Annotated in this window: 25 protein-coding genes; 10 read left to right on the top strand and 15 right to left on the bottom strand. The window is 70.1% G+C overall.

The features are described 5' to 3' along the window. The first annotated feature begins 90 nt into the window (after positions 1 to 90). Positions 91 to 561 (top strand): hypothetical protein, encoded by a 471-nt coding sequence (locus tag BA895_RS11035; RefSeq protein WP_254666424.1) that lies wholly within the window; start codon positions 91 to 93, stop codon positions 559 to 561. 154 nt (positions 562 to 715) lie between these two features. On the opposite strand, the gene BA895_RS11040 is transcribed toward BA895_RS11035, so the two are convergent. Continuing rightward, positions 716 to 1,672 carry an electron transfer flavoprotein subunit alpha/FixB family protein gene (locus BA895_RS11040; protein ID WP_070191906.1) on the bottom strand — a complete coding sequence of 319 codons (957 nt, stop codon included), beginning with the start codon at positions 1,670 to 1,672 and terminating at the stop codon, positions 716 to 718. Between the two features lie 85 nt (positions 1,673 to 1,757). Beyond that, positions 1,758 to 2,549 (bottom strand): electron transfer flavoprotein subunit beta/FixA family protein, encoded by a 792-nt coding sequence (locus BA895_RS11045; protein ID WP_070191907.1) that lies wholly within the window; start codon positions 2,547 to 2,549, stop codon positions 1,758 to 1,760. Between the two features lie 217 nt (positions 2,550 to 2,766). Here BA895_RS11045 and BA895_RS11050 point away from each other — a divergent pair, with 217 nt between their 5' ends. Beyond that, positions 2,767 to 3,543: an SDR family oxidoreductase gene (locus BA895_RS11050; protein WP_070191908.1), complete on the top strand. Its 777-nt coding sequence runs from the start codon at positions 2,767 to 2,769 to the stop codon at positions 3,541 to 3,543. Between the two features lie 150 nt (positions 3,544 to 3,693). On the opposite strand, the gene BA895_RS11055 is transcribed toward BA895_RS11050, so the two are convergent. Then, positions 3,694 to 4,473, bottom strand: coding sequence for an enoyl-CoA hydratase/isomerase family protein (locus BA895_RS11055; RefSeq protein WP_070191909.1), 780 nt, complete (start codon positions 4,471 to 4,473; stop codon positions 3,694 to 3,696). After that, positions 4,473 to 4,994, bottom strand: a complete 522-nt coding sequence (locus BA895_RS11060; protein WP_070191910.1) for a hypothetical protein — start codon at positions 4,992 to 4,994, stop codon at positions 4,473 to 4,475. The genes BA895_RS11055 and BA895_RS11060 overlap by 1 nt, the downstream gene beginning before the upstream one ends. A 175-nt stretch (positions 4,995 to 5,169) precedes the next feature. On the opposite strand from BA895_RS11060, the gene glgX reads away from it, so the two are divergent. Beyond that, positions 5,170 to 7,302: a glycogen debranching protein GlgX gene (gene glgX, locus BA895_RS11065; protein WP_070191911.1), complete on the top strand. Its 2,133-nt coding sequence runs from the start codon at positions 5,170 to 5,172 to the stop codon at positions 7,300 to 7,302. Positions 7,303 to 7,634: 332 nt separating this feature from the next. Beyond that, positions 7,635 to 9,359 (top strand): HNH endonuclease signature motif containing protein, encoded by a 1,725-nt coding sequence (locus BA895_RS11070; RefSeq protein WP_070191912.1) that lies wholly within the window; start codon positions 7,635 to 7,637, stop codon positions 9,357 to 9,359. Between the two features lie 83 nt (positions 9,360 to 9,442). On the opposite strand, the gene BA895_RS11075 is transcribed toward BA895_RS11070, so the two are convergent. Beyond that, entirely contained in the window at positions 9,443 to 10,357 is a 915-nt protein-coding gene (locus BA895_RS11075; protein ID WP_070191913.1) for a DUF4253 domain-containing protein, read from the bottom strand. A 144-nt stretch (positions 10,358 to 10,501) separates the two neighbouring features. Between BA895_RS11075 and BA895_RS11080 the strand changes: the two genes are divergently transcribed. Then, positions 10,502 to 10,723 (top strand): hypothetical protein, encoded by a 222-nt coding sequence (locus tag BA895_RS11080; protein WP_070191914.1) that lies wholly within the window; start codon positions 10,502 to 10,504, stop codon positions 10,721 to 10,723. A gap of 18 nt (positions 10,724 to 10,741) precedes the next feature. On the opposite strand, the gene BA895_RS11085 is transcribed toward BA895_RS11080, so the two are convergent. Both BA895_RS11085 and BA895_RS11090 read right to left on the bottom strand, forming a co-directional pair. Continuing rightward, positions 10,742 to 11,632: a CoA ester lyase gene (locus tag BA895_RS11085; protein WP_070191915.1), complete on the bottom strand. Its 891-nt coding sequence runs from the start codon at positions 11,630 to 11,632 to the stop codon at positions 10,742 to 10,744. A gap of 6 nt (positions 11,633 to 11,638) precedes the next feature. Then, positions 11,639 to 12,754, bottom strand: a complete 1,116-nt coding sequence (locus tag BA895_RS11090; protein ID WP_070191916.1) for a CoA ester lyase — start codon at positions 12,752 to 12,754, stop codon at positions 11,639 to 11,641. A 153-nt stretch (positions 12,755 to 12,907) separates the two neighbouring features. Between BA895_RS11090 and BA895_RS11095 the strand changes: the two genes are divergently transcribed. The 4 genes from BA895_RS11095 (at position 12,908) to BA895_RS11110 (ending at position 16,688) form a co-directional block, all read left to right on the top strand. Continuing rightward, positions 12,908 to 13,561 carry a hypothetical protein gene (locus BA895_RS11095; RefSeq protein WP_070191917.1) on the top strand — a complete coding sequence of 218 codons (654 nt, stop codon included), beginning with the start codon at positions 12,908 to 12,910 and terminating at the stop codon, positions 13,559 to 13,561. A 43-nt stretch (positions 13,562 to 13,604) separates the two neighbouring features. Beyond that, a complete protein-coding gene (locus tag BA895_RS11100) occupies positions 13,605 to 14,912 on the top strand; it encodes a magnesium transporter MgtE N-terminal domain-containing protein (RefSeq protein ID WP_070191918.1) in 1,308 nt (435 codons plus the stop codon). After that, positions 14,909 to 15,457: a DUF1003 domain-containing protein gene (locus BA895_RS11105; RefSeq protein ID WP_070191919.1), complete on the top strand. Its 549-nt coding sequence runs from the start codon at positions 14,909 to 14,911 to the stop codon at positions 15,455 to 15,457. Before BA895_RS11100 ends, BA895_RS11105 begins: the two co-directional genes overlap by 4 nt. 97 nt (positions 15,458 to 15,554) lie before the next feature. Further along, complete coding sequence (locus BA895_RS11110) at positions 15,555 to 16,688, top strand: Mrp/NBP35 family ATP-binding protein (protein WP_070192024.1); 1,134 nt, start codon at positions 15,555 to 15,557, stop codon at positions 16,686 to 16,688. A gap of 131 nt (positions 16,689 to 16,819) precedes the next feature. Here BA895_RS11110 and BA895_RS11115 read toward each other — a convergent pair whose 3' ends face one another. The 7 genes from BA895_RS11115 to BA895_RS11145 form a co-directional block, all read right to left on the bottom strand. After that, positions 16,820 to 18,679: an ABC transporter ATP-binding protein gene (locus BA895_RS11115; protein WP_070191920.1), complete on the bottom strand. Its 1,860-nt coding sequence runs from the start codon at positions 18,677 to 18,679 to the stop codon at positions 16,820 to 16,822. Next, entirely contained in the window at positions 18,676 to 20,538 is a 1,863-nt protein-coding gene (locus tag BA895_RS11120) for an ABC transporter ATP-binding protein (RefSeq protein ID WP_070191921.1), read from the bottom strand. The genes BA895_RS11115 and BA895_RS11120 overlap by 4 nt, the downstream gene beginning before the upstream one ends. 116 nt (positions 20,539 to 20,654) lie before the next feature. Beyond that, entirely contained in the window at positions 20,655 to 21,014 is a 360-nt protein-coding gene (gene tatB, locus BA895_RS11125; protein WP_070191922.1) for a Sec-independent protein translocase protein TatB, read from the bottom strand. Between the two features lie 55 nt (positions 21,015 to 21,069). Next, positions 21,070 to 22,674 carry a trypsin-like peptidase domain-containing protein gene (locus BA895_RS11130; protein WP_070191923.1) on the bottom strand — a complete coding sequence of 535 codons (1,605 nt, stop codon included), beginning with the start codon at positions 22,672 to 22,674 and terminating at the stop codon, positions 21,070 to 21,072. Then, positions 22,671 to 23,420, bottom strand: coding sequence for a hypothetical protein (locus BA895_RS11135; protein ID WP_070191924.1), 750 nt, complete (start codon positions 23,418 to 23,420; stop codon positions 22,671 to 22,673). Before BA895_RS11135 ends, BA895_RS11130 begins: the two co-directional genes overlap by 4 nt. A 25-nt stretch (positions 23,421 to 23,445) precedes the next feature. Next, positions 23,446 to 24,072 carry an RNA polymerase sigma factor SigE gene (sigE, locus tag BA895_RS11140; RefSeq protein WP_070191925.1) on the bottom strand — a complete coding sequence of 209 codons (627 nt, stop codon included), beginning with the start codon at positions 24,070 to 24,072 and terminating at the stop codon, positions 23,446 to 23,448. A gap of 146 nt (positions 24,073 to 24,218) precedes the next feature. After that, on the bottom strand, positions 24,219 to 24,725 hold the full coding sequence (locus BA895_RS11145) for a hypothetical protein (RefSeq protein WP_070191926.1): 507 nt from the start codon (positions 24,723 to 24,725) through the stop codon (positions 24,219 to 24,221). A gap of 31 nt (positions 24,726 to 24,756) precedes the next feature. Between BA895_RS11145 and BA895_RS11150 the strand changes: the two genes are divergently transcribed. Further along, the gene (locus tag BA895_RS11150) at positions 24,757 to 25,380 is read left to right on the top strand and encodes an O-methyltransferase (RefSeq protein WP_070191927.1); all 624 of its coding nucleotides are present in this window, start codon (positions 24,757 to 24,759) and stop codon (positions 25,378 to 25,380) included. Between the two features lie 143 nt (positions 25,381 to 25,523). Here the strand turns inward: BA895_RS11150 and BA895_RS11155 are convergent, their stop codons facing one another. Continuing rightward, a complete protein-coding gene (locus BA895_RS11155; RefSeq protein ID WP_070191928.1) occupies positions 25,524 to 25,697 on the bottom strand; it encodes a DUF3117 domain-containing protein in 174 nt (57 codons plus the stop codon). Positions 25,698 to 25,761 lie beyond the last annotated feature (64 nt).

Here is a 25,761-nt window from a genome sequence, read left to right on the forward strand (position 1 = left end):
CTAGGTCGATCCTGCCGCGGGCCGCGCCGTGGTGGCACCGGCTGGGTATGGCTGACCTCCCTCACGGCATGGTTGCCTATGATCGGGGCCATGAGCGCTCCGCAGGCCCTGCGCGCCCCCGTGCCGCATCGCGTCGTGGCCGCAACCGCGTGTCCCGTGGTGGCGTACTTCGTGGCTCGACTGCTGCTGCGGCTCACCGGGCTGCCTTCGGGAGTGACGTATGCGGTATGCCTCGCGGTGGGCGTACTCGTCGGCTATCGGGCGCTCGCGACCCGGGTCGAGCTGGCACCCGACGCGATTCGGGTGCACAACAGCCTGGCCAGCTCGACGATCTCACGTGCGACGGTCAGGCGGGTGAACGACAGCGGGCGCATCGAGTGCCGAGACGCCGGGTCGCCACGCACCAGCCACCTGCCCGCTGACGCCCTCCACCAGCCGTGGTGGGCCTTCGGCTCCGGCAAGGCTACGTATGCGGTCAACCAGGAGCAGGTGCGCAGCTGGATCCGGGTCGCACCGGCTCGCGCTGAAGATGGCGACTCCCTGGGCGACAGCGCCGCCTGACCACCGGCCACCACACCACCCGCGCGACGCGCCGCGCGACGCGCAACAAGCGCTGGATTCGCGACACCACCTGCGCGACGCGCCGCGCGACGCGCAACAAGCGCTGGATTCACGACACCACCTGCGCGACGCGCCGCGCGACGCGCGGGAAGGGTCAGCCCTTCGAGGCGTTGATGGCCTCCGTCGCCTGGGGCAGCACGGCAAACAGGTCGCCGACCACACCGAAGTCGACGAGCTCGAAGATCGGGGCCTCGTTGTCCTTGTTGACCGCGATGATCGTCTTGGAGGTCTGCATGCCGGCCCGGTGCTGGATGGCGCCGGAGATGCCGCACGCCACGTAGAGCTGCGGGCTCACCTGCTTGCCGGTCTGACCGACCTGCGACGCATGCGGGTACCAACCGGCATCCACGGCCGCCCGGGAGGCCCCGACGGCAGCGCCGAGCGAGTCGGCGAAGTTCTCGACCTTGCTGAAGTCACCGGCGGTGCCACGCCCTCCGGACACCACGATGGCGGCCTCGCTCAGCTCTGGTCGCCCGGAGGCCTCCTTGGGCTTCGACGAGGCGATCCTGGCGCCCTTGGCCGCGTCGGAGGGGGTGAAGTCGACGACCTCGTCAACCGCGGCGCCCGCGACCTCCTCGGGCGTCGCCGAGTTCGGCTTGACCGTGATGATGGGGGTGCCCTTGATCACCGTGGCAGCGACCGTGTAGGCCCCGGCGAACACCGACTGGGTGGTGGCCACGCCGCCGCCCTCACCGGCCTGCACGTCGACGGCGTCGGTGATCAGGCCCGACTCCGTCTTGACGGCCAGCCGGGCCGCGATCTCCTTGCCCTCGGGCGAGCTCGGCACCAGCACCGCCGCCGGCGAGGTCGACGCGACCAGCTGGGCCAACAGCTCGGCCTGCGGCACGACGAGGTAGTCGAGCACCTCGCCCTCGACGCGGTAGATCTTCTCGGCGCCGTACTTCGCCAGCGACTCCTTGGCGTCGTCGAAACCGGCACCGATGAACACCGCCGACGGTTCGCCGAGCCGGCGCGCGATCGTCAGCAGCTCAGCGGTGGTCTTGCGAACCTTGCCCTCGACGTGGTCGACGAGCACGAGTACTTCAGCCATTGAGTTCTCTCCTGCGTATCCGGGGATGCCCGGGGATGTCCGGGGTGATCGGGAAGTCTGGGGCGGGGGTCGGCCGGCGGCCGGGTCAGACGAACTTGTGCTCGCCCAGGAACGCCGCGAGCTTCTGCCCACCGTCGCCCTCGTCGTTGACGATCTCGCCCTGCGACCGCGGGGGCCGGGCGGTGAAGGTCTCGACCCGCGTCCAGGCCGCGTCGAGCCCGACCTGGCTCGCGTCGACGCCCAGGTCAGCGAGGCTCCAGTGCTCGACCGGCTTCTTCTTGGCGGCCATGATGCCCTTGAACGAGGGGTAGCGCGGCTCGTTGATCTGGTCGGTGACCGACACGAGGGCAGGCAGCGTGGCGGTGATGCTCTGGGTGGAGGTGTCACCGTCACGACGGATCGTGGCGCTGCCGCCGTCGACCTCGAGCTCGGACGCGAGCGTGACCGCCGGCAGCCCGAGCCGTTCGGCGAGCATCGTCGGAACGACGCCCATCGCGCCGTCGGTGCTCGCCATCCCCGTCACCACGAGGTCGACCGGGTTGTCGGCCCCGATCTTCTTGATCGCCTCGGCGAGCACGAGCGAGGTTGCGATGGCGTCGGAGCCGTGGATCGCGTCGTCGTCGACGTGCACGCCCCGGTGGGCGCCCATCTGCAACGACTTCTTGATGGCGTCGGCGGCAGAAGCGGGGCCGACCGTCAGCACGGTCACCTCGCCCTCGCCGGCCTCGACGATCTGGAGGGCCTCCTCGACCGCGTACTCGTCGAGCTCGGACAACAGGCCGTCGACGTTGGCGCGGTCGGTCGTGTTGTCAGAGCTGTCGAACGTGCGCTCGGCCTGGGCGTCGGGCACGTACTTGACACAGACGACGATGTTCATGGGCGAACGTCCTCTTCCGGTGGTTGGGGGCCGCCGGAGGTCGCTCCGGCGCACTGACCATCCTCGCACCCAGCCGAGGGTCAGGCCCACCAAGGGGGCGTGACGCTCACCACGACCTCTCCGGATGCCGCAGAGCCGCCCCCTCGTCTCAAGCGGGGTTGATCGCCGTGGTCCAAATCCAGTTGCAGCGCGGCGCAACCGCCCTCACGATGGCGCCATGGCCAACCACGTCAAGGTCGCGCTCGTCACCGGCGTCGGGAGGGCGCGCTCGATCGGGGCGGGGCTCGCCCTCGGGCTGGCGGCCGACGGCTGGAACCTGGCGCTCAGCCATTGGCAGCCCTACGACGACCGGCTCGGCTACGAGCAGGGTCAGAACGATCCCACGTTTGTCGCCGACCGGTGCCGAGCGATGGGCAGCACAGTGGTGCTGCTCCCAGGCGACCTGGCCGACGCGGCGACCCCTGAGCGCCTGGTCGATGAGGCCACCCGCCGCCTCGGGCCGGTCTCTGGTCTGGTGCTGTCGCACTGCGAGGGCGTGAACAGCTCGATCCTCACGACCTCCCTCGAGAGCTGGGAACGGCACTTCGACGTCAACGCCCGCGCGGTCTGGCTGCTCATCCGGGCGGTCGCCCAGCGGCTGCCTGAGAGCCCGCCCGGTTCCACTCCTGCGTGCCGGATCGTGGCGCTGACCAGCGACCACACGGCCGACAACCTCCCGTACGGCGCCAGCAAGGGCGCCCTCGACCGCATCGTCATCGCCGCTGCCGTGGAGCTGGCCGCCCGCGGGGTGAGGGCCAACGTCATCAACCCCGGGCCGATCGACACCGGGTGGATGAACGACGAGATCCGAAGGCTCGGTACACAGGAGACGCCGGCGGGCCGCCTTGGCACACCCACCGATACGGCCGATCTCGTGCGCTTCCTGCTCTCGGAGCACGGTGGCTGGATCAACGGTCAGGTGCTGTACAGCAACGGCGGGTTCCGAACGGGGTGAGCTCTGTCTGGCCGAAACGGGTTCTCGGCCAGCCGATGTCACGCCTGCGTCAGGCGTCGGGGTCGGGGTCGGCGTCGGGGTCGGGGTCGGGGTCGGCCAGCTCGATCACGTCGAGCCGATGCCGCCCAGCAGCATCCGACCCGAGGCTGGTCACCGACCCTCGAACTGGGCCTTACCGGGGCCGTGCTCGACGAACGAGCTCATCCCGATCGCACGGTCACGCGTGGCGAAGAGCCCGGCGAACAGCATCCGCTCGATCTGCAGGCCGGTCTCGAGGTCGACCTCGAGACCGCGGTCGACCGCCTCCTTGGCCGCGCGGACCGCGTAGGAGGCTGCCCCCACGAAAGTGGCGGCCCACTCGCAAGCCACGGCGTAGACCTCGTCGGCGGGCGCGACCTTGTCGGCGAGCCCGATGGCCAGGGCCTCCTGCGCGTCGAGAAAACGCCCGCTGAAGATGATCTCCTTGGCCTTGGCCGGGCCGACCAGGCGGGCCAGGCGCTGAGTGCCGCCGGCGCCGGGAATGATGCCGAGCAGGATCTCGGGCTGACCCAGCTTGGCGTCGTCGGCGACGACGCGGAAGTCGCAGGCCAGCGCCAGCTCGCAACCCCCGCCGAGGGCGTAACCCGTGATCGCGGCGATCACCGGTTTGGGGATGCGCGAGACGGCGGTCAGCGACTCCTGCAGGGCCCCGGACCGGTCGACCATGTCGGTGTAGCTCATGGTCTCCATCTGCTTGATGTCGGCTCCCGCGGCGAAGACGCGCTCGCCGCCGTAGACGACGACCGCCTTGACGTCGGTCCGCGTGCCGGCCTCCTCGGCCGCCACGCGGATCTCGTCCTGCACCTGCACGTTGAGGGCGTTCATCTTCGGCCGGTCGAGCCGGATGGTGCCGACGCCGTTCTCGACCTCGAGCCGGACGAACTCGCCCATCACTGCTCGCCCGCGGGAACGTCCTCGATCGGGGCCCAGGACTGGTAGAAGAAGCCGACCCCCTGGAGGATGTGGTTGATCGACAGCGGCACGAGCACGTCGAGGTCAGACCCCGGCAGGATGACGTGCTCCACCGAGACCACGAGGCTCTCCTGCACCAACGACAGCTTGACGAGGTTGAGCTGGAGGGTCAGGTCGTTGCAGCGGGCGATGCGGTCGTTCCGATCGGGCGACACCGGCTCCTGCAGCTGCCACTGACCGAAGAAGCGCACCAGCGCGAGCGGCACCTCCATCTCGGGCTGCGCCTCGGCGACCCGTGCGAAGAGCGTGGTCGCGACGCCGTCGTCGTCGACGATCTTGTACTCCAGGTCTCCGTCGGCATCGACCTGGGCATCGATACCGATACCGGTGAGCACGGCCAGCACGGAGTCGCGTGCGGGGGTCTGGCTCTGCGCGGCACCGTTCGGGGTGCCGGCCGGGTCGTACGGCGTGAAGTTCGGAAGGGCTGTCGGATCGGTCATGTCCCCAACCGTAACGACCACCCCCCTCTCACGTCACTTCGCCTCACGTCACCTCTCCCTCTGTCCGGATCGTCCTCACTCGTCCGCCGAGCGGTCGATACGGCCTCGGTTCAGCGGTGACGACCCCGCGGGTCGGGGGCCGCGAGCGCAGGCCACTCCCCCTACGCTCGGTGTCATGTCTCGGCCGCGCCTGCACCCCGACCTGCCTCCCGAGCTCGGAGTTCGCACGACAGCCGATGGTGCGCAGTTCTGCGTCTACGCGGGTCACGCCGGTTCGGTGGAGGTGTGTCTCTTCGAGCGCCTGCCAGACGGCACGGAGGTCGAGCGGCGGGTGCCACTCACCCAGCGCGCTCACGGCGCGTGGTTCGACACGGTTCCCGGCGTCGGTGTCGGGCAGCGCTACGGTCTGCGCGTCGGCGGCGAATGGAGCCCGAACGAGTCGCTGCTGCACAACAGCGCCAAGCTGCTCCTCGACCCCTACGCCCGGGCCATCGAGGGCGAGGTAGAGCTCGACCCGGCCCTCTACGGGCACCACGTGCTGCCTGACCTGCGCGGCGACCGCAGCGTGCGCGACGAGCGGGACTCGGCCCCCCACATGCCTCGCTGCGTCATCGTCGATGACGAGTTCGACTGGGGCACAGACAAACCCCCACGTCACTCGCTCACCGAGACCCTCATCTACGAGGTGCACGTCAAGAACGCCACGATGCGCCACCCCGGCGTTCCGGAGCACCTTCGTGGCACCTACGCCGGGCTGGCCCATCCGGCGTTCGTCGAGCACCTGCTCGGGCTCGGGGTGACCGCAGTGGAGCTGCTGCCGGTGCACTCCTTCACCCACGAGCCCGAGCTCGTGGTGCGAGGCCTGACCAACCACTGGGGCTACAACACCCTGGGGTTCTTCGCTCCTCACGCCGCGTACGCCTCGGTCGCCGACCCCCAGGGCGTGCTCGACGAGTTCAAGACGATGGTGCGCGACCTGCACTCCGCGGGCATCGAGGTGCTGCTCGACGTCGTCTACAACCACACCGCCGAGCAGCATCGTGACGGAATGACCCTGTCGTGGCGAGGGCTCGACCAGCGTGCCTACTACCGCCTCGACGGTCGAGGAGCCGACATCGACGTGACCGGATGCGGTAACACCCTCGATCTCACCCATCCCGTCGTGGCCCGACTCGTGCTCGACTCCCTGCGCTACTGGGTGCAGGAGTGCCACATCGACGGCTTCCGCTTCGACCTCGCCGTGGCCCTGGCGCGAGGTCGCGACGACGGCTACGACCGCGACCACTCCTTTCACGTCGCGTTGCGCACCGACCCGGTGCTGTCTCGGGTCAAGCTGGTGGCCGAGCCGTGGGACCTCGGAATTCACGGCTGGCGCACCGGCCAGTTCCCGCCACCGTTCTCCGAGTGGAACGACCGTTTTCGCGACACCGCTCGCACCTTCTGGCTGCGTGACCTCGCGGCGGCCTCCTCCGGGTCGACCGGGCACGGGGTGCGCGAGCTGGCGACCCGGGTGGCCGGCTCGGCCGACATGTTCGACCGCAGCGACCGAGGCACGATCGCCTCAATCAACTTCGTGACCGCCCACGACGGTTTCACCCTCGCCGACCTCACGACCTATGACGTCAAGCACAACGGCGTGAACGGTGAAGGCGGCAACGACGGAACGAACGACAACCGGTCGTGGAACCACGGAGTCGAGGGCAGGGGTGCGGATGCCGGTGTCTGGGTGGCGCGACGCCGGTCGATGCGCAACCTGCTCGGCACGCTGCTGGTCTCGTCAGGGGTGCCCATGCTGGCCGGCGGTGACGAGTTCGGCCGCGGCCAGAGAGGAAACAACAACCCCTACAGCCAGGACAACGAGATCAGCTGGAACGACTGGGATCTCGAGCCGTGGCAGCTCGACCTGCTCGCCACCACCGCGCACCTCACGGCGCTGCGGCGCGACCATCCCGTGCTGCGCCAGCGCTCCTTCTTCACCGGGCGCCAGGTCGACGCCAACGGGTCGACCGACCTCGCCTGGTTCGGCGGTGACGGCGGCCCGATGGAGTCGCGCTTCGACCGGGCCGACACCGTCGTGGTCCAGGCCCTGTTCGACGGTGCCTGGCTGGGTCATCGCTCGTTGCTGCTGACCTTCAACGGCGGGTTGTGGCCGGCGGGGGCCTCCCTTCCGGAAGCGCCGGGGGTCACGGCGTACGAGCTGCTCTGGAACAGCACGGACGAGCGGCCGGTGGCGGTCACCGGGCGTGTGTCCGCCGGCGAAACCGTCACGGTGGGCGAGGCGTCGATGCGCATCTGGCGCGCTCTGTGAAGCCGTCGACTCGCCCGGCACACCCGTTCCAGCACTCCTGAGGCGGCCGACCACCACGACACGGTGACCACCTGAGCCCCCCAAACCTCTCCAGTCGAGTGGCCACTTTCGTACCGGGTCGAGTGGCCACTTTCGTGTCGTGCGGTTGGCACCTTCTAGGGCTCAGAGGTGCCAGACGCACAGCCCAGCGTGCGGTTGGCACCTCTGGAGCTCGGCAGGTGCCGACCGCGCAGCGCCGAGCCAGAGTCACCCAGTCGAGTGGCCAGTTTCGTTCATCGTCAGTGGGTTTCGTAGGTGGGGCAGTGTCAGTGGTGGCCTCTAGAGTTTGAGTCATGAACAACGAGGGTTCGCTTCTCGAGAGGCTCCGGCAGCAGCTGGCCGACCTCGAGTCGAGCCAGCGCCGAAACGGAGGAACAGCGACAGCCGGGTTCTGGTCGACCCCCATCCCGGATGCCGCAGGGCCGGCTCCGTCGGATGCCGCAGGGCTGGCTCCGGCGGATGTCGCTGAGCCCGCACCCGGGGCCGCAGAGCCCGCACCCTGTGCCGCTGACCCAATGTCGTTGGAGGCTGCCTCGTCGGGTTCGGCCGGTGAGGAGCGGCCGGTGCGGGAGTTCCCGGCGCCGTTGACGGTGCATTGGGCGAACTGGGCGAACGTGTCCGGCGCGTATGCGTCGGGGTTCGCGTTCGCGGCCGCGAGCCTGGACCGGCCTCAGATGGAACCGGTCCAGATGAGTGAGACCGACCTGCTGGAGTCGGTGACCCAGCTCGGCGCGGTGGAACACCACAAGGAGGTCAACCTGGTGCGGTTGGTCACTCAGCTCGAGGCCCGTGGGGTGGCTTCCCCGGGCGGGTTGTGCCGGGTCGACTGGTTGCGCACGGTCGACCCCACCCTGACCGCCAGCGCCGCGAAGGCGGTCGTGACCTGTGGGGGCGCGTTCAACGAGCCCCGCTGGGCCCAGTTGCGTGACGCCGTGACCGGTGGAACCGCCGGCAACACCGGCACCGCGGCTAGGGCCAGTCAGGCCGAGCGGGTGACGGTGGGTAAGGCCGCGCAGGTCATCGACTTCTTCCACCGCCTCAAGCCGGTCGCTGACCCCGACGACCTCGAGCAGGCCGTCACCCACCTCACCGACCAAGCACCCGGGTTGCGGTGGGAACAGCTCGCGAAACTCGCCCGGGAGCTCGCCGACCAGGTCAGGCCCCCGAAGAACGCGGACGAACACGACCAGAAACGCCGCGACGGCCGCGGCCTATGGTTCACCAGCCCCAACGCGGCCGGGATGGTCGGGATGACCGGCACCCTCGACCCCGAAGGCGCCGCGACCCTCAAAGCCGCCATCGACCCCCTCGCCGCGCCACGCCCCCTCACCGATGAAGACGGGGCCAAGATCGAGGACGACCCACGCCCACCCCACCAACGCCGGATGGACGCCCTGCTCGACCTCGTCGCCCGCGGCGTCACCGCGCCCGGTCAGGCACCGAGCACGGACAAGGCCAAGATCGTCGTCACGATGGGCTTCGAGGCCCTGCGCGACTGGGCCGCGAACGGCTGCCCACCCGACTGGGCCAACCGCGGCGGCGGCAAGGGCTCGGCCGGCCGGAACGGCGCGGCGGGCAAGAACGGCGTGGCGGGCAAGGGCGGGAGCGGGTCGTGCCTGAGCGGTGACGTGCTCAGCGCGGCCATCGTGCGCCGGCTGGCGTGCGACGCCGCCATCATCCCCGTCGTCCTCGGCTCCGACTCCCAACCACTCGATGTGGGTCGGGAAGAACGCCTCGTCACCCGAGCCATGCGCACCGCCCTATGGCTCCGCGACGGCGGCTGCTCCTTCCCGGGCTGCTCCACCCCCGCCCAGTGGACCGACGCCCACCACGTCAAACACTGGCTCCACGGCGGCACCACCTGCCTGGGCAACCTCGCCCTGCTGTGCCGACGACACCACGGCTACGTCCACGAGAAGAACCTCACCGCGACCATCACCGCCACGAGTGTCACCTGGCACACCTGGCAACACTGGCGCACCACCTTCACCACCGGGCCCCCCGACCCTGGCCCGTGACCGGGCGGTTGCCCATCCGACTGGCGGCGAGCTAACGGTCCTGACGATGTCCGAAACCTCGTGAGGCTCACGGCCTGCGGTAGTCAGTCCCACCAGAAGTACCACTCCGGTGACGCCACCATCGCGACGTAGGTCTCGATGTCCCCGGCCCCTTGGTCGATGTTGTCTGGACAGACTGCGTAGTGCTCCCGGGCCAGCAGGTTCGCGGCGTGGTCGTCGGCCGGGGGTGAGGCGACAGCAAGCTCAAGGGTGTCGAAGCCCAGGGAGGTGAGCACTGCGCCGAAACGGCCCTCCCAGCTGCGGAGTACCGCCGACAGCTCCCCACCGCCAAGGTCGTGGTTGGTCGGGCCCCACCAACCGATGGCGGCCGGCACATCGGCCGGCCGCATCGTCGGCACGAGCGCCAAGCCGAACGGTTCTGCCGGGCAACGCAGCTCAACCGATGAGGCCACGACCCCACCGGGAGCGAGACCGGCCCACTCGCTCTTCCAGGCCTCCTCTGGTTCGGGCACGCCGTAGTCCTGCTGGAGCTCGGCTGTGTCTTCGATGCGCTGCCTGAGCACACCTTCGACATCGGGGGCAGGCTGCTCGGGGCCTCCCAGCTCACCGTCGAACCACGGTCGTCTCAGCTGACCCTCCATCCCGGAGGCGATGACCGGCCAGAGGCCCGTCTCGGGGAAGGCCCGAACCAGTCGTGCCCACAGCTCGACGTGGTCGGCGACGTCCTCGGTCACCCACGCGACCGGGGCGGCCTCCGGGTCGCCGTCGGGCCGCACCACCCGGCCGGCCGGCAGGTTGAGAGCGGCAAGGTCGTGGAGGTCGCCGGGCCGCTCCGGACGAGCGGCCAGCGCCACGCCGACCACCCGCCTTTCATCCCGCGGGGCACCCGTACCGCCCCGAGCTGCTCCGGAGCCGTTCGCAGCATCGGGAGGAGACACGAGAGGGGCGCCGTGAACGGCGCCGTCGTCACGCTTGCGCAAGAAGTCGAAGATGCCCACTGCGCTGACCCTGCCAGAGCACAGGGGTCACCGTCGAGCTTACGGCCGGCGCCAGGCTCCCCTGCCGTCTGAGACGCCCCTGCGACGATCGAGCGACCTGCCGCCCAGCCCTCACCCGCCGGGCGGTTGCGCGAAGGGACGAGCGTGCGGCATCCGTCGACCAGCACACGATCTTCGCCCACCCGACCCTCGCCTGCAGTCCATCCCCGTTCGCCTCGACTGCGTCACGTCAGCCCGCTCCCGGCCGAGAAACGGCTGCTCGCCCAGCGGCAGCCGAAGGCCACCCACTACTTCACCACGGGCCCCGGCCTCGCCTACTGGAGCAGCCACGTCGCCGCCCAGATGCGCTGGCTGGCCGACCCGTGACACCGCACCCGCCCCCGCTCACTCGAGGGCGGCAATGGCCTCCGCCGTGGCGATCACCTGACGGGCCGTGTCGACGTGGAGGTTCTCGATGAGACGACCGTTCAGCGTCGCGACACCTCGCCCTTGCGCCATCGCAGCCTCGAACGCGGCGATCACCGCGCGCGACTGCTCGACCTGCTCGGCGCTCGGCGCGAACACCTCGTTGCACGCCTGCACCTGCCCGGGGTGGATGAGGGTCTTGCCGTCGAAGCCCAGCTCACGACCCTGCTGGCACTCGAGCCGGAACCCCTCGGCATCCGTCACGTCGTTGAACACCCCGTCAACGACGGCGATCCCCGCGCTGCGGGCCGCGAGCAGCACCAGCTGGAGGCTGGTCGACACTGCGGCTCGACCGGCCGCGTAGGTCGCGCCGAGCTCCTTGTAGAGGTCGTTCGTGCCGAGCACGAAGCAGGTCAGGCGGGCCGACGCGCGGGCGATCTGCTCGGCGTGCAGCACGGCGACCGGGGTCTCGATCATGGCCCACAGAGCAGTCGTCGCAAACGCCCCTGCAGCCTCCATCGCCGCCACGAGATCTCGCACCTCCGCGGCCGTGTTCACCTTCGGCACGACGATGGCATCCGGGCCGGCGGCGGCCACCGCGGCCAGGTCGGCCTCGTGCCACGGTGACCCGATCCCGTTGACCCGGATCGTCAGCTCGCGGCCGCCGTACGTACCCGATCGCGCTGCCGCACAGGCATTCTCACGAGCAACGTCCTTGGCATCAGGTGCCACCGCATCCTCGAGGTCGAGGATGAGGGCATCGACGGGCAGCGTCTTCGCCTTCTCCAGCGCGCGCTCGTTCGAGCTGGGCAGGTAGAGCACCGAACGACGAGGTCGGAAGGTCTCGGATGCCGTTGAGCCGGTCGTCATCGCGCGTCAGCCTTTCTGTGCCGGGGTCGCGGCCGAGGCGGCCGGCGCAGCGTCGTCACACCGCGCAGCGTCGTCGGCGTACAGCTCAGCGAGCGCTGGGTCGGTGCGCGCCAGTCGTTCGGCCAGCTCGACGATGACCAGGCACTGCTTGAGGCTGGCGTCGTCCTCCATCTTGCCGTCGAGCATCACCGCAGCCGCACCGTCTGACATCGCCGCGACCACGCGCCGAGCATGGGCGACATCGTCGACCGAGGGGCTGAACACCCGTTTGGCGATCTCGATCTGCACCGGGTGCAGCGACCACGCGCCCACGCACCCGAGCAGGAAGGCGTTGCGGAACTGGTCTTCGCACGCGACGACGTCGGCGATGTCACCGAACGGCCCGTAGTAGGGGTAGAGGCCGTGCATGACGCAGGCGTCGACCATCCGCGCGACGGTGTAGTGCCAGAGATCCTGCTGATAGGTGGGGCGCTCCCCGTCGATGTCCCCGCCGACGGGGTCTCGACGCACCAGGTAGCCCGGGTGCCCGCCCCCGACCCGGGTCGTCTTCATCCGACGGTCGGCGGCCAGGTCGGCCGGGCCGAGCGAGAGGCCCTGCATGCGCGGCGAGGCGCCACAGATCTCCTCGACGTTGACCATGCCCCGAGCCGTCTCGAGGATGGCGTGCACGAGGATCGGTCGCGTCAGGCCCGCCTTCGCCTCGAGCTGAGCCAGCAGCCGGTCGACGTAGTGGATGTCCTCCGGGCCTTGCACCTTGGGCACCATGACGACGTCGAGCCGGTCGCCGATCTCGGTGACGAGCGTGGTCAGGTCGTCGAGCGCCCACGGGCTGTCGAGCGCGTTGACCCTCGCCCAGAGCTGGGTGTGCTCGCCGAAGTCGGTGGCTCGCGCGATGGCCACCAGCCCGTCTCGGGCCGCCTCCTTGCGATCGGCCCTCACGGCATCCTCGAGGTTGCCCAGGAGCACGTCGACGGCGCCCACCATCGCCGGTACCTTGGCGGCCATCTTCTCGTTGCTGGGGTCGAAGAAGTGGATGACCCGCGACGGACGAGCCGGCACCTGGGTCACCGGGGCGGGGGCACCGACCGCGAGGGGCCGGTAGAAGTCCTTGGCGCTGCGCATGGTGGTGAACGTAGCAATCAGGGCGGCAGGGGCGTTATGACCGCAGTCACCTCCCGGTCGGTCGGTCGGTCGGTCGGTCCGCCGGTCTTCCGGTCTGCCGGTCCGCCGGTCAGTCAGCCATCCGCGCAGGAGGCGACTCACTAGGCTGGGGGCGTGAGCGACCAGCCACCCGCCAACGTCACCGCCCTGCTCAGCGAGGCGATGAACAAGACCGGTGTGCTCTGGGTCGACGCCGAGGGCGACCGCCCCTGGCCCGTGTGGCACGTGTGGGACGACGGAGCGGCCTACGTGGTGAGCGGGCCCGGTGAGCAGCCGCTCCCCTGGCTCCCCAAGGACGTGCGGCTCGTGCTGAAGAGCAAGGACACCGGCGGGCGACTGTTGACCGTGCCGGCTCGCACCTACGTGCTTTCGCCGGAGTCCGACATGTGGGTGCGAGCCGCCGACCTACTCAAGGCGTCCCGGCTCAACGCTGTCGACGACTGCTTCACCCGATGGGCGAACCACTGCACCATCACGGCCTTCCTGCCGTACGGCTCTCCGCTCGAGGGGCCCGGCTCCTACGACACCGGGTCTGGTCGCGACCAGCCGGCCCGAACCGCCGCCACGACCACGTCGTGGCGGCCGTGGCACTGGCACGGTCGCGCTGGTCGGTCGGCCGCCAAGGCCCGACGACGCGCGACCCACGACGCGAAGCAGGCAGCCGGCGTTGAGTCCGCCCGGCTGGAGCAGGAACAGCACCAGCAGGAGACCGACCGCAGGAGGGCGCAGAAGGCGGCCGAGAAGGCGGCTCGCCGCCGTCGAGGCTGAGGGCTCCCGCACGCAACGGCACTGACGCAATAACCTTGGCCGCATGAGTGCGAACCCCCGCGTCTTCGTGGCGCGACTGACGGGCCTGAGCGTCTTCGACCCGCTCGGTGACCAGGTCGGCCGGGTGCGCGACGTCGTGGTGATGTTCTCGGTCAACCGGCCCCAGCCCCGGGTCATCGGGCTCGTCGTCGAGGTGCCCGGCCGGCGTCGGGTGTTCGTGCCGATGACCCGCGTCACCTCGATCGACGCCGGCGCCGTCATCACCACCGGCCTGGTGAACATGCGCCGCTTCGAGCAACGCACCAACGAGGTGCTCGTGGCGGCCGAGCTGTTCGACCGCGCCGTGCGCGTCACCGCCCCGGATGCCGTCGCCGCCGGCTTCGGCAACGCGCTCGTGGAAGACCTCGCCATCGAGCAGGGCCAGCGCCGCGACTGGATGGGCGTCAAGGTGTTCGTGCGCCAGGCCGCCTCCGGCGTGTCCCCGGCCTCGAAGGCGATGTCGCGCCTGGCGCGACGACGCTCGGGAAAGACGATGCTCGTCGACATCCGCGACGTGTCGGGTCTGCACGAGCAGTCCGGCGCCCAGAGCGCCGAGCGCCTGCTCGAGACCTACGACGACCTCAAGGTCGCCGACCTCGCCGAGGTCATCCACGACCTCAACACCAAGCGCCGGGCGGAGGTCGCAGCCGCCCTCGACGACGAGAAGCTCGCCGACGTGCTCGCCGAGCTGCCCGAGGACGACCAGGTCGAGATCATGGGCGGCCTCGACAACGACCGCGCGGCTGACGTGCTCGAGGCGATGGAGCCCGACGACGCCGCCGACCTCCTCGCCGACCTGCCGCCCGAGCAGGCCGAGGCGTTGCTCCAGCTGATGGAGCCCGACGAGGCCGAACCACTGCGCCGGCTGCTGACCTACGACGAGAACACCGCCGGCGGCATGATGACCACCGAGCCGGTGGTGCTCGGCCCCGAGGCGACGATCGCTGAGGCCCTGGCCACCGTGCGTCGGGAGGAGTACGCCCCGGCCCTCGCGTCGATGGTCTTCGTGTGTCGGCCACCCCTGGAGGCACCCACCGGTCGCTACCTCGGGCTCGTGCACATCCAGCGCCTGCTGCGCGAGCCCCCCCACGGGGCGGTCGGCTCGATCATCGACAAGGAGATCGAGCCGGTCCCGGCCTCGGCCTCGCTCGAGACGATCACGCGCACCCTGGCGACCTACAATCTCGTGTCGCTGCCTGTCGTCGACGCCGACAACCGCCTCATCGGGGCGGTCACGGTCGACGACGTGCTCGACCACATCCTCCCGGAGGACTGGCGTGAGGAGCGGCACGACCTGGAGGTGAAGCCATGAACGAACGGAGTGAGCGTCGCGCGTCGCGCGTCGCGCGGATGGACAAGCTCGACCAGCCCCAGGAGAAGCGCGCGAGCGTACTGCCGCGAATCACGCTCTCGCAGGAGGCCTTCGGGGTGCTGTCGGAGCAGTTCGCCCGCTTCATGGGAACGGCCCAGTTTCTCATCGGGATGACGGTCTTCGTCGTCGCGTGGCTCAGCTGGAACACTCTTGCGCCGACCCGCCTCATCTTCGACGAGTTTCCCTTCATCTTCCTGACCCTCATGCTCAGCCTGCAGGCCTCGTACGCAGCGCCGCTCATCCTGCTCGCCCAGAACCGGCAGGCCGACCGCGACCGGGTCGGGCTCGAGCAGGACCGGGCGCGCGACGAGCGCAACCTGGCCGACACCGAGTTCCTCACCCGGGAGGTGGCCTCTCTGCGCTTGGCCCTGCGCGAGCAGGCCACCCGAGACTTTGTCAGGTCAGAGCTGCGGGCCCTGCTCGACGAGCTCGACGACCGCTCGCTGATCCGTCGCGACGACGGCAGCCCGCCGGAGAGACGCTGACACCCACCGCTGGCCAAATGCCGTGACGTGACGCTTCGCACGCCGCGTGCGGTCGGGGTCGGTCGGCACCCTCGCGGCGGCGACATACGATGAGGGCATGTCTGTTCCCTCTCATGACGCCATGCTGACCGCCCTGTCGAAGGTCAACGACCCGGAGATCCGCAAGCCGATCACCGAGCTGGGGATGGTCAAGTCGGTGGAGGTCGACGAGGCGGGTGCGGTGTCGCTCGCGATCTTCCTCACCGTCTCAGGCTGCCCGATGAAGGAGACGCTGACCAGAGACACCAGCAACGCGCTGCTGGCTCTGCCGGGGGTGACCTCCGTCGAGGTCGAGCTCGACGTGATGAGCGAGGAGCAGCGGGCCACCCTGCGCTCTCACCTGCGCGGCGGTGCGCCTGAGAAGGAGATCCCGTTCGCCCAGCCCAACTCGCTGACCCGGGTGTACGCCGTGGCCTCCGGCAAGGGCGGCGTCGGCAAGTCGTCGGTCACCGTGAACCTGGCGGTGGCGATGGCCGAGCAGGGCCTGCGCGTCGGGGTCGTCGACGCTGACGTCTACGGCTTCTCGGTGCCCCGGATGCTCGGGGTCGAGCAGCGTCCGACCCAGGTCGACGACATGATCCTGCCGCCCATCGCCCACGAGGTGAAGGTCATCTCGATCGGCATGTTCGTGCCGGGCAACCAGCCGGTGGTCTGGCGCGGCCCCATGCTGCACCGAGCCCTTCAGCAGTTCCTGGGCGATGTGTTCTGGGGCGACCTCGACGTACTGCTGCTCGACCTGCCGCCGGGCACCGGTGACATCGCCATCTCGACGGCCCAGCTCGTGCCGAGCGCCGAGATCCTCGTCGTGACCACCCCGCAACAGGCAGCCGCGGAGGTGGCCGAGCGGGCGGGTTCCATCGCCCTGCAGACCCACCAGCGAGTGGCCGGCGTGATCGAGAACATGTCGTGGCTCGAGATGCCCGACGGCTCGCGGCAGGAGATCTTCGGTTCCGGCGGCGGCCAGCGGGTCGCCGACTCGCTCACCATCAGCATCGGCGCCCCCGTGGCGCTGCTCGGCCAGATCCCGCTCGACCCCCGTGTTCGCGAGGGCGGCGACAACGGCATCCCGGTCGTCATCGGCGAACCCGACACCGCGGCCGCTGTCGCCCTGCGCGGTATCGCCAAGGGTCTCTCGACCCGAGCCCGCGGCCTCGCCGGCCGCTCCCTCGGTCTCACCCCGGCAGGCCGCTGAGCCCACCGATCATCGGTCGGAAGCACGATTCAGGCTGATCGGATCGTGCTCTCTACGGTTGGCGGCGGGGCCGTCGTTGCCGCGTGCCGGCCGTCGCTGCCGCGCGGGCCGTCACTGCTGCGCGGGCCGGCTCAGGCGAGCGACTCGACCCAGGCCCGGTGCAGATCGGCGAACCGCCCGGCGTCGGCCGCGATGAGATCGGCGGGGGCGCCGTCTTCGACGATGCGCCCGTGCTCCATCACCAGCACGCGGTCGGCGATCTCGACGGTCGAGAGACGGTGCGCGATCACCACAGCGGTGCGACCCGCGAGGATGGTCTGGAGGGCGCGCTGGACGAGGCGCTCCGAGGGCACGTCGAGTGATGAGGTGGCCTCGTCGAGGATGAGCACCGCCGGGTCGGCCAGGAACGCGCGGGCGAACGCCACCAGCTGGCGCTGACCGGCGCTCACCAGGCCACCGCGGTTGGACACCTGGGTGTCGTAGCCCTGGGGCAGCGCCTCGATGAAGCCGTGGGCGCCGATCGCGTGCGCTGCAGCCTGCACGTCGGCGTCGGTGGCCTCGGGCCGACCGAACCGGATGTTGTCGGAGATGCTGCCCGAGAAGAGGTAGTTCTCCTGGGTCACCAGCACCACGGCCCGCCGCAGGTCGGAGTCGCGCAGGCGGCGCACGTCGATCCCGTCGAGCAGCACGACCCCGTCGGTGGGGTCGTAGAACCGGGTGGCCAGCTTCGCCACCGTCGTCTTGCCCGCACCCGTGGTGCCGACGAGCGCGACGGTCTGCCCGGCCGGGATGCACAGGTCGAGGTCGGGCAGCACCGGCACGCCGGCCGCGTACTCGAACCGGACGTGGTCGAAGCGAATCTCACCGTGGGGTGAGACCAGCGGCACCGGGTCGGTCGGCTCGGGCAGGTCGGGCTCCTCGTCGAGCACGCCCGAGAGCTTCTCGAGGGCGGCCGAGGCCGACTGGAAGGTGTTGTAGAACTGCGAGATCTCGGTCATCGGCTCGAAGAACTGCCGAAGGTAGAGCAGAAAGGCGGCCAGCACCCCGACCGTGACCTCGCCCTGGTAGGCGAGGTAGCCACCGTAGAGCAGCACCACGCCGATCGTGAGGTTGCCGATGAGGCGGATGCCGGGCATGAACCACGCGACGAGGCGAAAGGCTCGGAGGTTGGCGGCGCGGTACTGCTCGTTGACATCGTCGAAGATCTGCTGGTTGCGCGGCTCGCGGCGGAAGGCCTGAACGGCCCGGATGCCGTTCATCGACTCGACGAAGTGGACGATGACGAGCGCCACCTTCTCGCGAGTCGCCCGGTAGGTCTGGGCCGACTCCTTGCGGAACCAGTTCGTCAGCCAGGCCAGGGCCGGGCCGCAGAGCAGGGCCACCAGCCCCAGCTTGACGTCGAGCACGAGCAGCAGGGTCGCGGTGCCCACGAGCGTGAGGGCGGCGGTCACCAAGCCGTCGAAGCCGCTCTCGAGCATCTCGTAGATGGCGTCGACGTCGGAGGTCTGCCGCGAGATGACCCGGCCCGAGGTGTAGCGGTCGTGGAACGCGGGGCTGAGATGCTGGAAGTGCCGGAACACCCGCTGGCGGATCGTGAGCAGGATGTCTTGGCCGAGCCGTCCGGACCGGACGAGGAAGAGGTTGCGCGAGATGGCCTGGGTGATGGTCGCCACGAGCACGAGACCGACGACCAGCAGCAGCGGTTTGAGGTCGTCGGACTCGCGGATCGGCGGGATGCCGGTGTCGATGCCCTCTTTGACGAGGTAGGGGATCGAGAGACGGGCCACGTTCTCGACGAGCACGATGAGCACGAGCCAGCGCAGGTCGCGCCGCCAGGGGCGCAGCAGGTCACCGAGCAGGCGACGCGATCGAGCGGCGAGCCCGGCGCTCGTCTCGGCGCTCAGCTCGCCCTCGATCTCGTCAGCCGCCACACCGCGCCAGTTCTGTTCGGCCGCCGAGGTCGGACTGTTCGTCGGCGGCGGGGTGCTCATGCGCGCACCTGCGCTCTGTCGACATCAGTGTCGGCATCGGTGTTGGGGTCGGGGTCGGTGTCGGGGTCGGTGGTGGCGTCACCGTCGGCCGCAGGCCCGTCACCCCCCGCGACGTCGGCCGCCAACAGCTCGCGGTAGGCCGGAACGGTGTCGAGCAGCTCGCGGTGCGTGCCCACGTGGGTCACGGTGCCGCCCTGCAGCAGGGCCACCTGGTCGGCGAGCATCACGGTCGACGCACGATGGGCCACGATCAGGCCCGTCGTCTCGGAGAGCACCCGCGAGAGCGCTTCCTCGACGAGCGCCTCCGTGTGCACGTCGAGAGCCGAGAGCGTGTCGTCGAGCACGAGCACCTTCGGCCTGGCCAGCACGGCCCGGGCGAGCGCGAGGCGCTGGCGTTGGCCGCCCGACAACGACAGGCCCTGCTCGCCGATGCGGGTGTCGAGGCCCCAGGGCAGCTCGTGCACGAACCCCGCCTGGGCGAGTTCGAGCGCCGACAGCACCTCGTCGGTGGCGGCATCCGGCCGACCCAGGGTGACGTTCTCGTGGGCGCTCATCGAGAAGAGGGTGGGCTCCTCGAAGGCCGTGGCCACCAAGGAGCGCAGCTCGCGCAGGTCGAGGTCACGGATGTCGACATCGTCGATCGTGATGCGCCCACCCGTGACGTCGAAGAGGCGGGCCACGAGCGCGGTCAGCGAGGTCTTGCCCGACCCTGTCGCGCCGACCAGCGCGAGCGTCTGGCCGGGCGCCACGTCGAGGTTGACGTCGCGCAGCACCAGCTGGTCGGGAGCATCGGGGAAGGCGAAGTCGACGTGCTCGAAGCGCAGGTGCCCGCGAGCCTGGCCGACACGGCGTTCCCCCGTGACGATGTCGGGCTCGGTGTCGAAGATCTCGAGCACGCGCGCCGCAGCGGTCATGGCCTCCTGAGACATCGCGAGGATGACCCCGAGCGACGACACGGGCCAGACGAGGCTGAGCATGAGGGTGATGAAGGCGACCAGCTCGCCGGGGGTCAGCAGCCCGCGGCCGACCCCGATGGCGCCGAGCAGCAGCACGACGACGACGGCCAGGTTGGGGATCATCTCGAGGAAGGTCCAGAACTTGGCCGCCAGCCTGACCTTGTCGAGGCTGGTGAGGCGCTGCTCGCGGGCGGCCTCGTCGTACTGCTCGCAGACGTGGCGGCTGCGGCCGAACGACTTGATGACGCGGATGCCGACCGCGCCCTCCTGCGCCAGGGTGGCGAGGTCGCCCTGCTGGTCCTGCACCCGACGCGAGACGACGACGTAGGCCTTCTCGAAGCGCATGGAGAGCCAGATGATCGGGACGGCTGCGGTGGCGACCACGAGGCCGAGCGGCCAGTACATCATCAGCAGCACCACGGTGACCGTCAGCAGCTGCACGATGTTGATGAGCAGAAAGAGCAGGCCGAAGCCGCTGAACCGCCGGATGGCGGACAGGTCGGTGGTGACGCGTGACAGCAGCTGGCCAGACTGCCAGCGGGTGTGGAAGCTCATCGGCAGGTGCTGGAGCCGGTCGTAGAGATCGCGTCTCAGGCTCGTCTCGAGGCCGAGCACGGCATTGGACTGCACCCACCGCCGCCAGAAGATGAAGACTGCCTCGAGCACCCCCAGCCCGATGGCGAGCAGACCCAGGGGCAGCACCGGCCCCAGCTCGTGGCGGGTGATCGGCCCGTCGATCAGGGCCTTGGTGACGAGCGGGATGGCGATCGAGAGGGCCACGCCTCCCAGCGATGCGACCAGCATGGCCAGCAGGGCCCAGCGGTGCGGTTTGAGGTAGCCGCGCAGGCGCCAGAGGGAGGAGGCACTGGCGGCGGCGGGGGGCTGGGCGACAGAGAGAGGCATCGTCTACCGACGATAGTCGGCGCCGCCGACAGCCGCTGAGCCGCTGAGCCGCCGACAGCCGCTGAGCCGCCGACAGCCGCTGAGCCGCCGACAGCCGTTGAGCCGTCAGCGGATACTCAGGTGGCCTCGCTGTCCCAGGGGGTGGGGACCAACGGGTCGTACCCCTTCGGGGTGCTCAACGCCTTGTCGGCGTTGCGGTCGAGCTCGTCATCGTCATCGTCGCTGGTACCGGTCAGCGCGTCGCGCACGATCTTGCGGGGGTCGTACTGCCGCGGGTCGTACGCCTTCCAGTCGACGTCGGAGAACTCGGGGCCCATCTCGTCTTTGAGCTGTTGCCGGGCCCGGTCTGCGAAGCCTCTGGCCTCTCGGACGAACTTGCCGAACTTCGCGGCGTACTCCGGGAGCCGCTCGGGGCCGAGCACGACGATGGCGAGGACGCCGAGCAGCAACAGCTCCCACCCGTTGATGTCGAACACTGTGCCTGCCTTCTGCTCATTACGGCCAGGGCCACCCGACGGGCGGCCGTTGGGGTCACTTGTCGGTCGCGGCCTCGAGCGTCATCTTGAGGTCGATCTGCTTACTGTCGCGCGTGACCTTCAGGGTGACGGTCTCACCGACCGCGCGGGCCCGGATCGAGACGATGAGCTGGTCGGGGGTGCGCACCCGCTTGCCCTCGAACCCGATGATGATGTCACCCGGCTGCACCCCGGCCTTCGCCGCCGGCCCGTTCGCCGTGACGGCGTTGCCGGTGTCGACGACCTGGGCGCCTTCGCCACTGTAGGTGCGGTCGAGCGAGACCCCGATCACGGGGTGGGTGGCCTTGCCCGTGGCGATGAGCTGGTCTGCGGTGCGCCTGGCCTGGTCGCTCGGGATCGCGAACCCGAGCCCGATGTTGCCCCCGGAGGAGCTGGTGGTGCCGGGCACGCGCGCGATGGCCGAGTTGACCCCGATCACCTTGCCCGAGCTGTCGAGCAGCGGCCCACCGGAGTTTCCGGGGTTGATCGCAGCATCGGTCTGGATCGCGTTGATGAAGGAGGCCTCGTCACCGGTGCCGGGGGTGACGGGGCGGTTAAGTGCGCTGACGATGCCGGTGGTCACCGTCTGCTCGAGGCCAAGAGGTGCACCGACCGCGATCACCTGGTCGCCGACGACGACCTGGTCGGACTCACCGAGCACCAACGGTGTCAGGTCGGTGCGGGCGAGCTTGAGCACGGCGAGGTCGTAGCTGACGTCGCGGCCCACGATGGTGGCCTTCTCGGTGTCACCGTTGCTGAGCACGATCTCGATGTCGCCGCCCTTGGCGGCAGCACCGACGACATGGTTGTTGGTCAGCACATGGCCCCGGTTGTCGATCACGAAGCCCGAACCAGTGCCCGAGCCCTCGGCGCCGGCATCGACCTTGATCGTGACGACACTCGGTAGCGCGACCGCGGCGATGCTCGCGACCGATCCCGGCGGCCGAACCGTGGCCCCCGGGCCGGGCTCAGGCAGGCTCGAACCGCCGATCTGGACCCGGTCGCTGAGCAGCTGGCCCCCGACACCGCCGACGACACCGGCGACCAGCGCGACCGCAGCGATGAGGGCCACCAGCGGGCCCCGTCGGTTGCGGGTCGGGTCGGGCGGGGGTGAGGCGAAGGGAACACCTTGCGGTGCGGCATCCGGGATCGGCCAGGCCGACCCCCCTGATGGCGCGGCCATCGCAGGCCCGGCCGCTGAAGATGGAGCAGACCCCGACGCAACGGCCGACATGGGCGAGACGCTGGCGCCGTCGCTGGCCGCGGCCGGCGCCTGTGGCGGCGCGTAGCGGGCGAAGTGGGCGGCCTCGGCCACCGCGTCAGCGCGGTCGCTACCCCAGGCGGAGTCGGCGCGGGTGGGCACCGAAGGGCCTTCAGAGGGGTGCTGGGCCGCGAAGGTGTCGAACCAGTCGTCGTGGGCCGCGCCTGCCGGAGCCGGACCGCCTGACCCGGCGGCCTGGCTGGTGGATGGGTTGAGCGGCGGCGCCGACGGGATGGCCTGGGTGCTCGCGACGTCGATCACTCCGGTGTGCTCCGGAGCAGGAGGGGTGGCGCGCGGAGCCGGTTCGGGGTCGCCCGGCCCCGATGGCTCATCGGCGCGGGGCGTGACCTGCTCGCTCATGGAGTTGATTGTGCCGAAGGACCGAGCGACATACGAACCGGGGCGACCGCGTTGCGGTCGTAGCCGGCGTAGACCTGGGGCGACACCACCCAGTAGGAGGCGGTCGTGCCGGAAGACGGGCCACGCCCGGTGGTACGCGCCTTCGGCGTGGAGGCCGAGAAGCGCGACGACGACCCGACCATGAACCCCGTCGCTGCCAGGCTGCTGATGCCGAAGGCGACGGAACCCATGCTGGCCACGCCTGCGGGCGCCTGCGCCTCCACCGGTCTCGTCGAGCCCTGCAGGGGAGCCACGGCCAGACCCCAGGCGGCCGCGACCGAAGCGCCGGCCGCGATGGAGGCCACCACGGCAGCCCGAACCGGCGAGCGGTGCAGGGCGGGAGCCGTCGGGCGCACGGTGGGCAGACGGTCGTGCAGGGCCTCGTGCATCCGATGGCTCGACACGAGCGAACCCGGCGGCGCCTCCGGCACGGGCGGAACCTCCGGCCCGGCGGCGGCTCGCGGAGGTTGCCCCAGACCCGTCGTCGGCATCGCAGGCGTCGAGACGGCCAGACCCATCAGGGAAGAGCGCAGGCTGGTGGGAATGTCGGTGTGGCTGCGCAGCGCGAGCACGATCCGTCGCTCCTGGTCGGCAGCCGACTGGCACACCCGGCAGTACACCAGGTGCCGGTCGTAGACGTGCAGCAGGGCAGGCGGCAGGGCTCGGTCGACGTAGGCGCGGACGTGTCCGCGCAGGTGCGGCGTCATCGCCGCGTCACCGAGCAGGGGCTCATCAGCGCGTTCCCGTCGCCACGCGACGACCCGGCATCCGCAGCCCGGAACGAACCCGACCCTCGCGGGCGGCCACGACCTCGGGCGCACGGTGGGCCAGGGCCTCGCGCAGCTGGGCGCGGCCCCGGTGGATGCGAGAGCGCACGGTGCCCAGCTTCACGCCGAGCGTGGCACTGATCTCCTCGTACGAGAGGCCCTCGATGTCGCACAGCACCACGGCTGCCCGGAACTCAGGCGTGAGAGCGTCGAGAGCCCGCTGCACGTCGTCGTCGAACCGGCTGTCGTGGTAGGTCTGCTCGGGGCCCTTCTCGCGGCTCGGTAGGCGACCCGCCGCGTCGTCGGGAAGGGAGTCGAAGCGGATCCGCTGCTTACGACGCATCTTGTCGAGAAACACGTTCGTGGTGATGCGGTGCAGCCAACCCTCGAAGGTTCCGGGCTGATAAGAGCTGAGCGAGCGGAACACGCGCACGAACACGTCGTGGGTCAGGTCTTCGGCGTCATGCGGGTTGCCGGTGAGGCGGTAGGCCAGCCGGTACACGCGCGCGGAGTGCTGCTCGACGATCTCTTCCCAGCTGGGCGGGGTCCAGGGGGTCTCGGGGGCGACCGAACCGGTCACCGGGTCGACCACCGAGTCCGACGTCGGGACGGAGTGAGCGGGCCCCCCGTACTGGGGGCTCGTCGCACTGGTGGTTGCACTCGTCGTCACGCGGAACAGCGCCTTTCGCTGGGACTGGTTGCCGAGGTCAACGCCCTCTGCGCCTGATTCGTTCCCCCTCAGTATTTCGGATTGCCCCTGTGTCGTTCATGTTTCTGCTGTGAACCACCTGTGGATGCGGCCTGGCTCGAACCGTCGTCGGGCGCGGCCTCGTGGTGGCGTCGGCCCTGCGTTCGGCGGTGCTGCTTCATCTCTGCCTCGAAGAGATGCCGCCGGCCGCCGGCCAGCGTCTGGCGGGCCTGCTCCTCGAGGCCCTTGAAGGCGTCGTAGTAGCCGTCGTCGTACTCCTCGACGAGCTGGAAGGTCCACCGTCCCTCGATGATGTTGCGACCCACCAGCTCGGTGTCGACACGGTCGGCCAGCTCGTCGCGGCCCGCCTCGCGCAACAGGTCGACGGCCTCACCGAGAGCGAGGTCGGCCATTCCCGTCAGGCGGTGGAACCCGTAGAGGTGGCCTCTGGCGTGCTCGACCACCTCCAGTGCCTCGGACAGCTTGCCGAGCGCCTCGACGGTCTGGTCGGTGACGCCCTCGGGGCGACGGTGCTCACGTGCCGGTTGCTCTCCCATGCCCTGACCTTAGGTCGTTACGCTGACCCCCATGAGTACGCAGAAGGTGGCCGCATGGTCGCACGCCGAGAGTTTCGTGTCGCCCAACGAGCACGTCGACGAGGCGGTGCGGCGTGGTGAGGAGCTCGGGGCCCCCTCCGTCGGCAACGGGGTCGGCGCGCTGCTTCGGGTGCTCGCCGCCTCGATCGGGGCCAAGGCGGTCATGGAGGTCGGCACCGGAGCGGGTGCGTCGGGGCTGTGGCTGCTCGGCGGGATGCCGGCTGACGGCATCCTCACCACCATCGACCTGGAGACCGAGCACCAGCGGGCCGCCCGCGAGGCGTTCGCCTCCGCCGGGGTGGCCCACCAGCGAACCCGGGTCATCGCCGGCCGGGCGCTCGACGTGCTCTCGCGGATGACCGACGGCGCCTACGACCTCGTCGTGGTCGACGCCGACCGGCAGGAGTACCCCGACTACGTCGAGCAGGCGAGCCGGCTGCTGCGGGTCGGGGGCACCCTGGTCATGACCTGGAGCGACAAGGAGTGCGACCCTGCCAACCGCGACGCCGAGACCCGCACCCTGCGCGAGGTCGGCAAGTCGTTGCGCGACCACGACGGGTTCACCGTGGCGCTGCTGCCCGTCGGTGAGGGTGTCATGGTCGCGGTCAAGCGCTGATCAGGCCGACCTGAACGACAGCAGGCCTGAACAACGGCAAGCCGGAACGACAGCAGGCCTGAACAACAGCAGGCCCGAACGACAGCAGGCCCCCGACCATCGGTCGGGGGCCTGTCGGCTGTCAGGTGAGCCGGGTGGAGACGTCAGTTGACGCCGTCACACCCCTGGATCGCGTTGCGCAGAGCCGCAGCCTCGTCGGGGGTCATCTCGACGACAAGACGTCCGCCGCCTTCAAGGGGCATCCGCAGCACGATGCCACGGCCCTCCTTGACGACCTCGAGCGGCCCGTCACCGGTCCTCGGCTTCATTGCTGCCATGGTTCCCCTTCCATAGGAATCCTGGTTCTGTTGATCACCATTATTCCAATGGAGGTGAGTCACA

Source organism: Humibacillus sp. DSM 29435, from assembly GCF_001758225.1.
Taxonomy (GTDB): domain Bacteria; phylum Actinomycetota; class Actinomycetes; order Actinomycetales; family Dermatophilaceae; genus DSM-29435.

What these genes read in the sequence shown, in the direction of transcription:
- BA895_RS11035 (WP_254666424.1), top strand. Translation starts at nt 91, where the DNA reads ATGAGCGCTCCGCAGGCCCTGCGCGCCCCCGTGCCGCATCGCGTCGTG.
- BA895_RS11040 (WP_070191906.1), bottom strand. Translation starts at nt 1,672, where the DNA reads ATGGCTGAAGTACTCGTGCTCGTCGACCACGTCGAGGGCAAGGTTCGC.
- BA895_RS11045 (WP_070191907.1), bottom strand. Translation starts at nt 2,549, where the DNA reads ATGAACATCGTCGTCTGTGTCAAGTACGTGCCCGACGCCCAGGCCGAG.
- BA895_RS11050 (WP_070191908.1), top strand. Translation starts at nt 2,767, where the DNA reads ATGGCCAACCACGTCAAGGTCGCGCTCGTCACCGGCGTCGGGAGGGCG.
- BA895_RS11055 (WP_070191909.1), bottom strand. Translation starts at nt 4,473, where the DNA reads ATGGGCGAGTTCGTCCGGCTCGAGGTCGAGAACGGCGTCGGCACCATC.
- BA895_RS11060 (WP_070191910.1), bottom strand. Translation starts at nt 4,994, where the DNA reads ATGACCGATCCGACAGCCCTTCCGAACTTCACGCCGTACGACCCGGCC.
- glgX (WP_070191911.1), top strand. Translation starts at nt 5,170, where the DNA reads ATGTCTCGGCCGCGCCTGCACCCCGACCTGCCTCCCGAGCTCGGAGTT.
- BA895_RS11070 (WP_070191912.1), top strand. Translation starts at nt 7,635, where the DNA reads ATGAACAACGAGGGTTCGCTTCTCGAGAGGCTCCGGCAGCAGCTGGCC.
- BA895_RS11085 (WP_070191915.1), bottom strand. Translation starts at nt 11,632, where the DNA reads ATGACGACCGGCTCAACGGCATCCGAGACCTTCCGACCTCGTCGTTCG.
- BA895_RS11090 (WP_070191916.1), bottom strand. Translation starts at nt 12,754, where the DNA reads ATGCGCAGCGCCAAGGACTTCTACCGGCCCCTCGCGGTCGGTGCCCCC.
- BA895_RS11100 (WP_070191918.1), top strand. Translation starts at nt 13,605, where the DNA reads ATGAGTGCGAACCCCCGCGTCTTCGTGGCGCGACTGACGGGCCTGAGC.
- BA895_RS11105 (WP_070191919.1), top strand. Translation starts at nt 14,909, where the DNA reads ATGAACGAACGGAGTGAGCGTCGCGCGTCGCGCGTCGCGCGGATGGAC.
- BA895_RS11110 (WP_070192024.1), top strand. Translation starts at nt 15,555, where the DNA reads ATGTCTGTTCCCTCTCATGACGCCATGCTGACCGCCCTGTCGAAGGTC.
- BA895_RS11115 (WP_070191920.1), bottom strand. Translation starts at nt 18,679, where the DNA reads ATGAGCACCCCGCCGCCGACGAACAGTCCGACCTCGGCGGCCGAACAG.
- BA895_RS11120 (WP_070191921.1), bottom strand. Translation starts at nt 20,538, where the DNA reads ATGCCTCTCTCTGTCGCCCAGCCCCCCGCCGCCGCCAGTGCCTCCTCC.
- BA895_RS11130 (WP_070191923.1), bottom strand. Translation starts at nt 22,674, where the DNA reads ATGAGCGAGCAGGTCACGCCCCGCGCCGATGAGCCATCGGGGCCGGGC.
- BA895_RS11135 (WP_070191924.1), bottom strand. Translation starts at nt 23,420, where the DNA reads ATGACGCCGCACCTGCGCGGACACGTCCGCGCCTACGTCGACCGAGCC.
- BA895_RS11145 (WP_070191926.1), bottom strand. Translation starts at nt 24,725, where the DNA reads ATGGGAGAGCAACCGGCACGTGAGCACCGTCGCCCCGAGGGCGTCACC.
- BA895_RS11150 (WP_070191927.1), top strand. Translation starts at nt 24,757, where the DNA reads ATGAGTACGCAGAAGGTGGCCGCATGGTCGCACGCCGAGAGTTTCGTG.
- BA895_RS11155 (WP_070191928.1), bottom strand. Translation starts at nt 25,697, where the DNA reads ATGGCAGCAATGAAGCCGAGGACCGGTGACGGGCCGCTCGAGGTCGTC.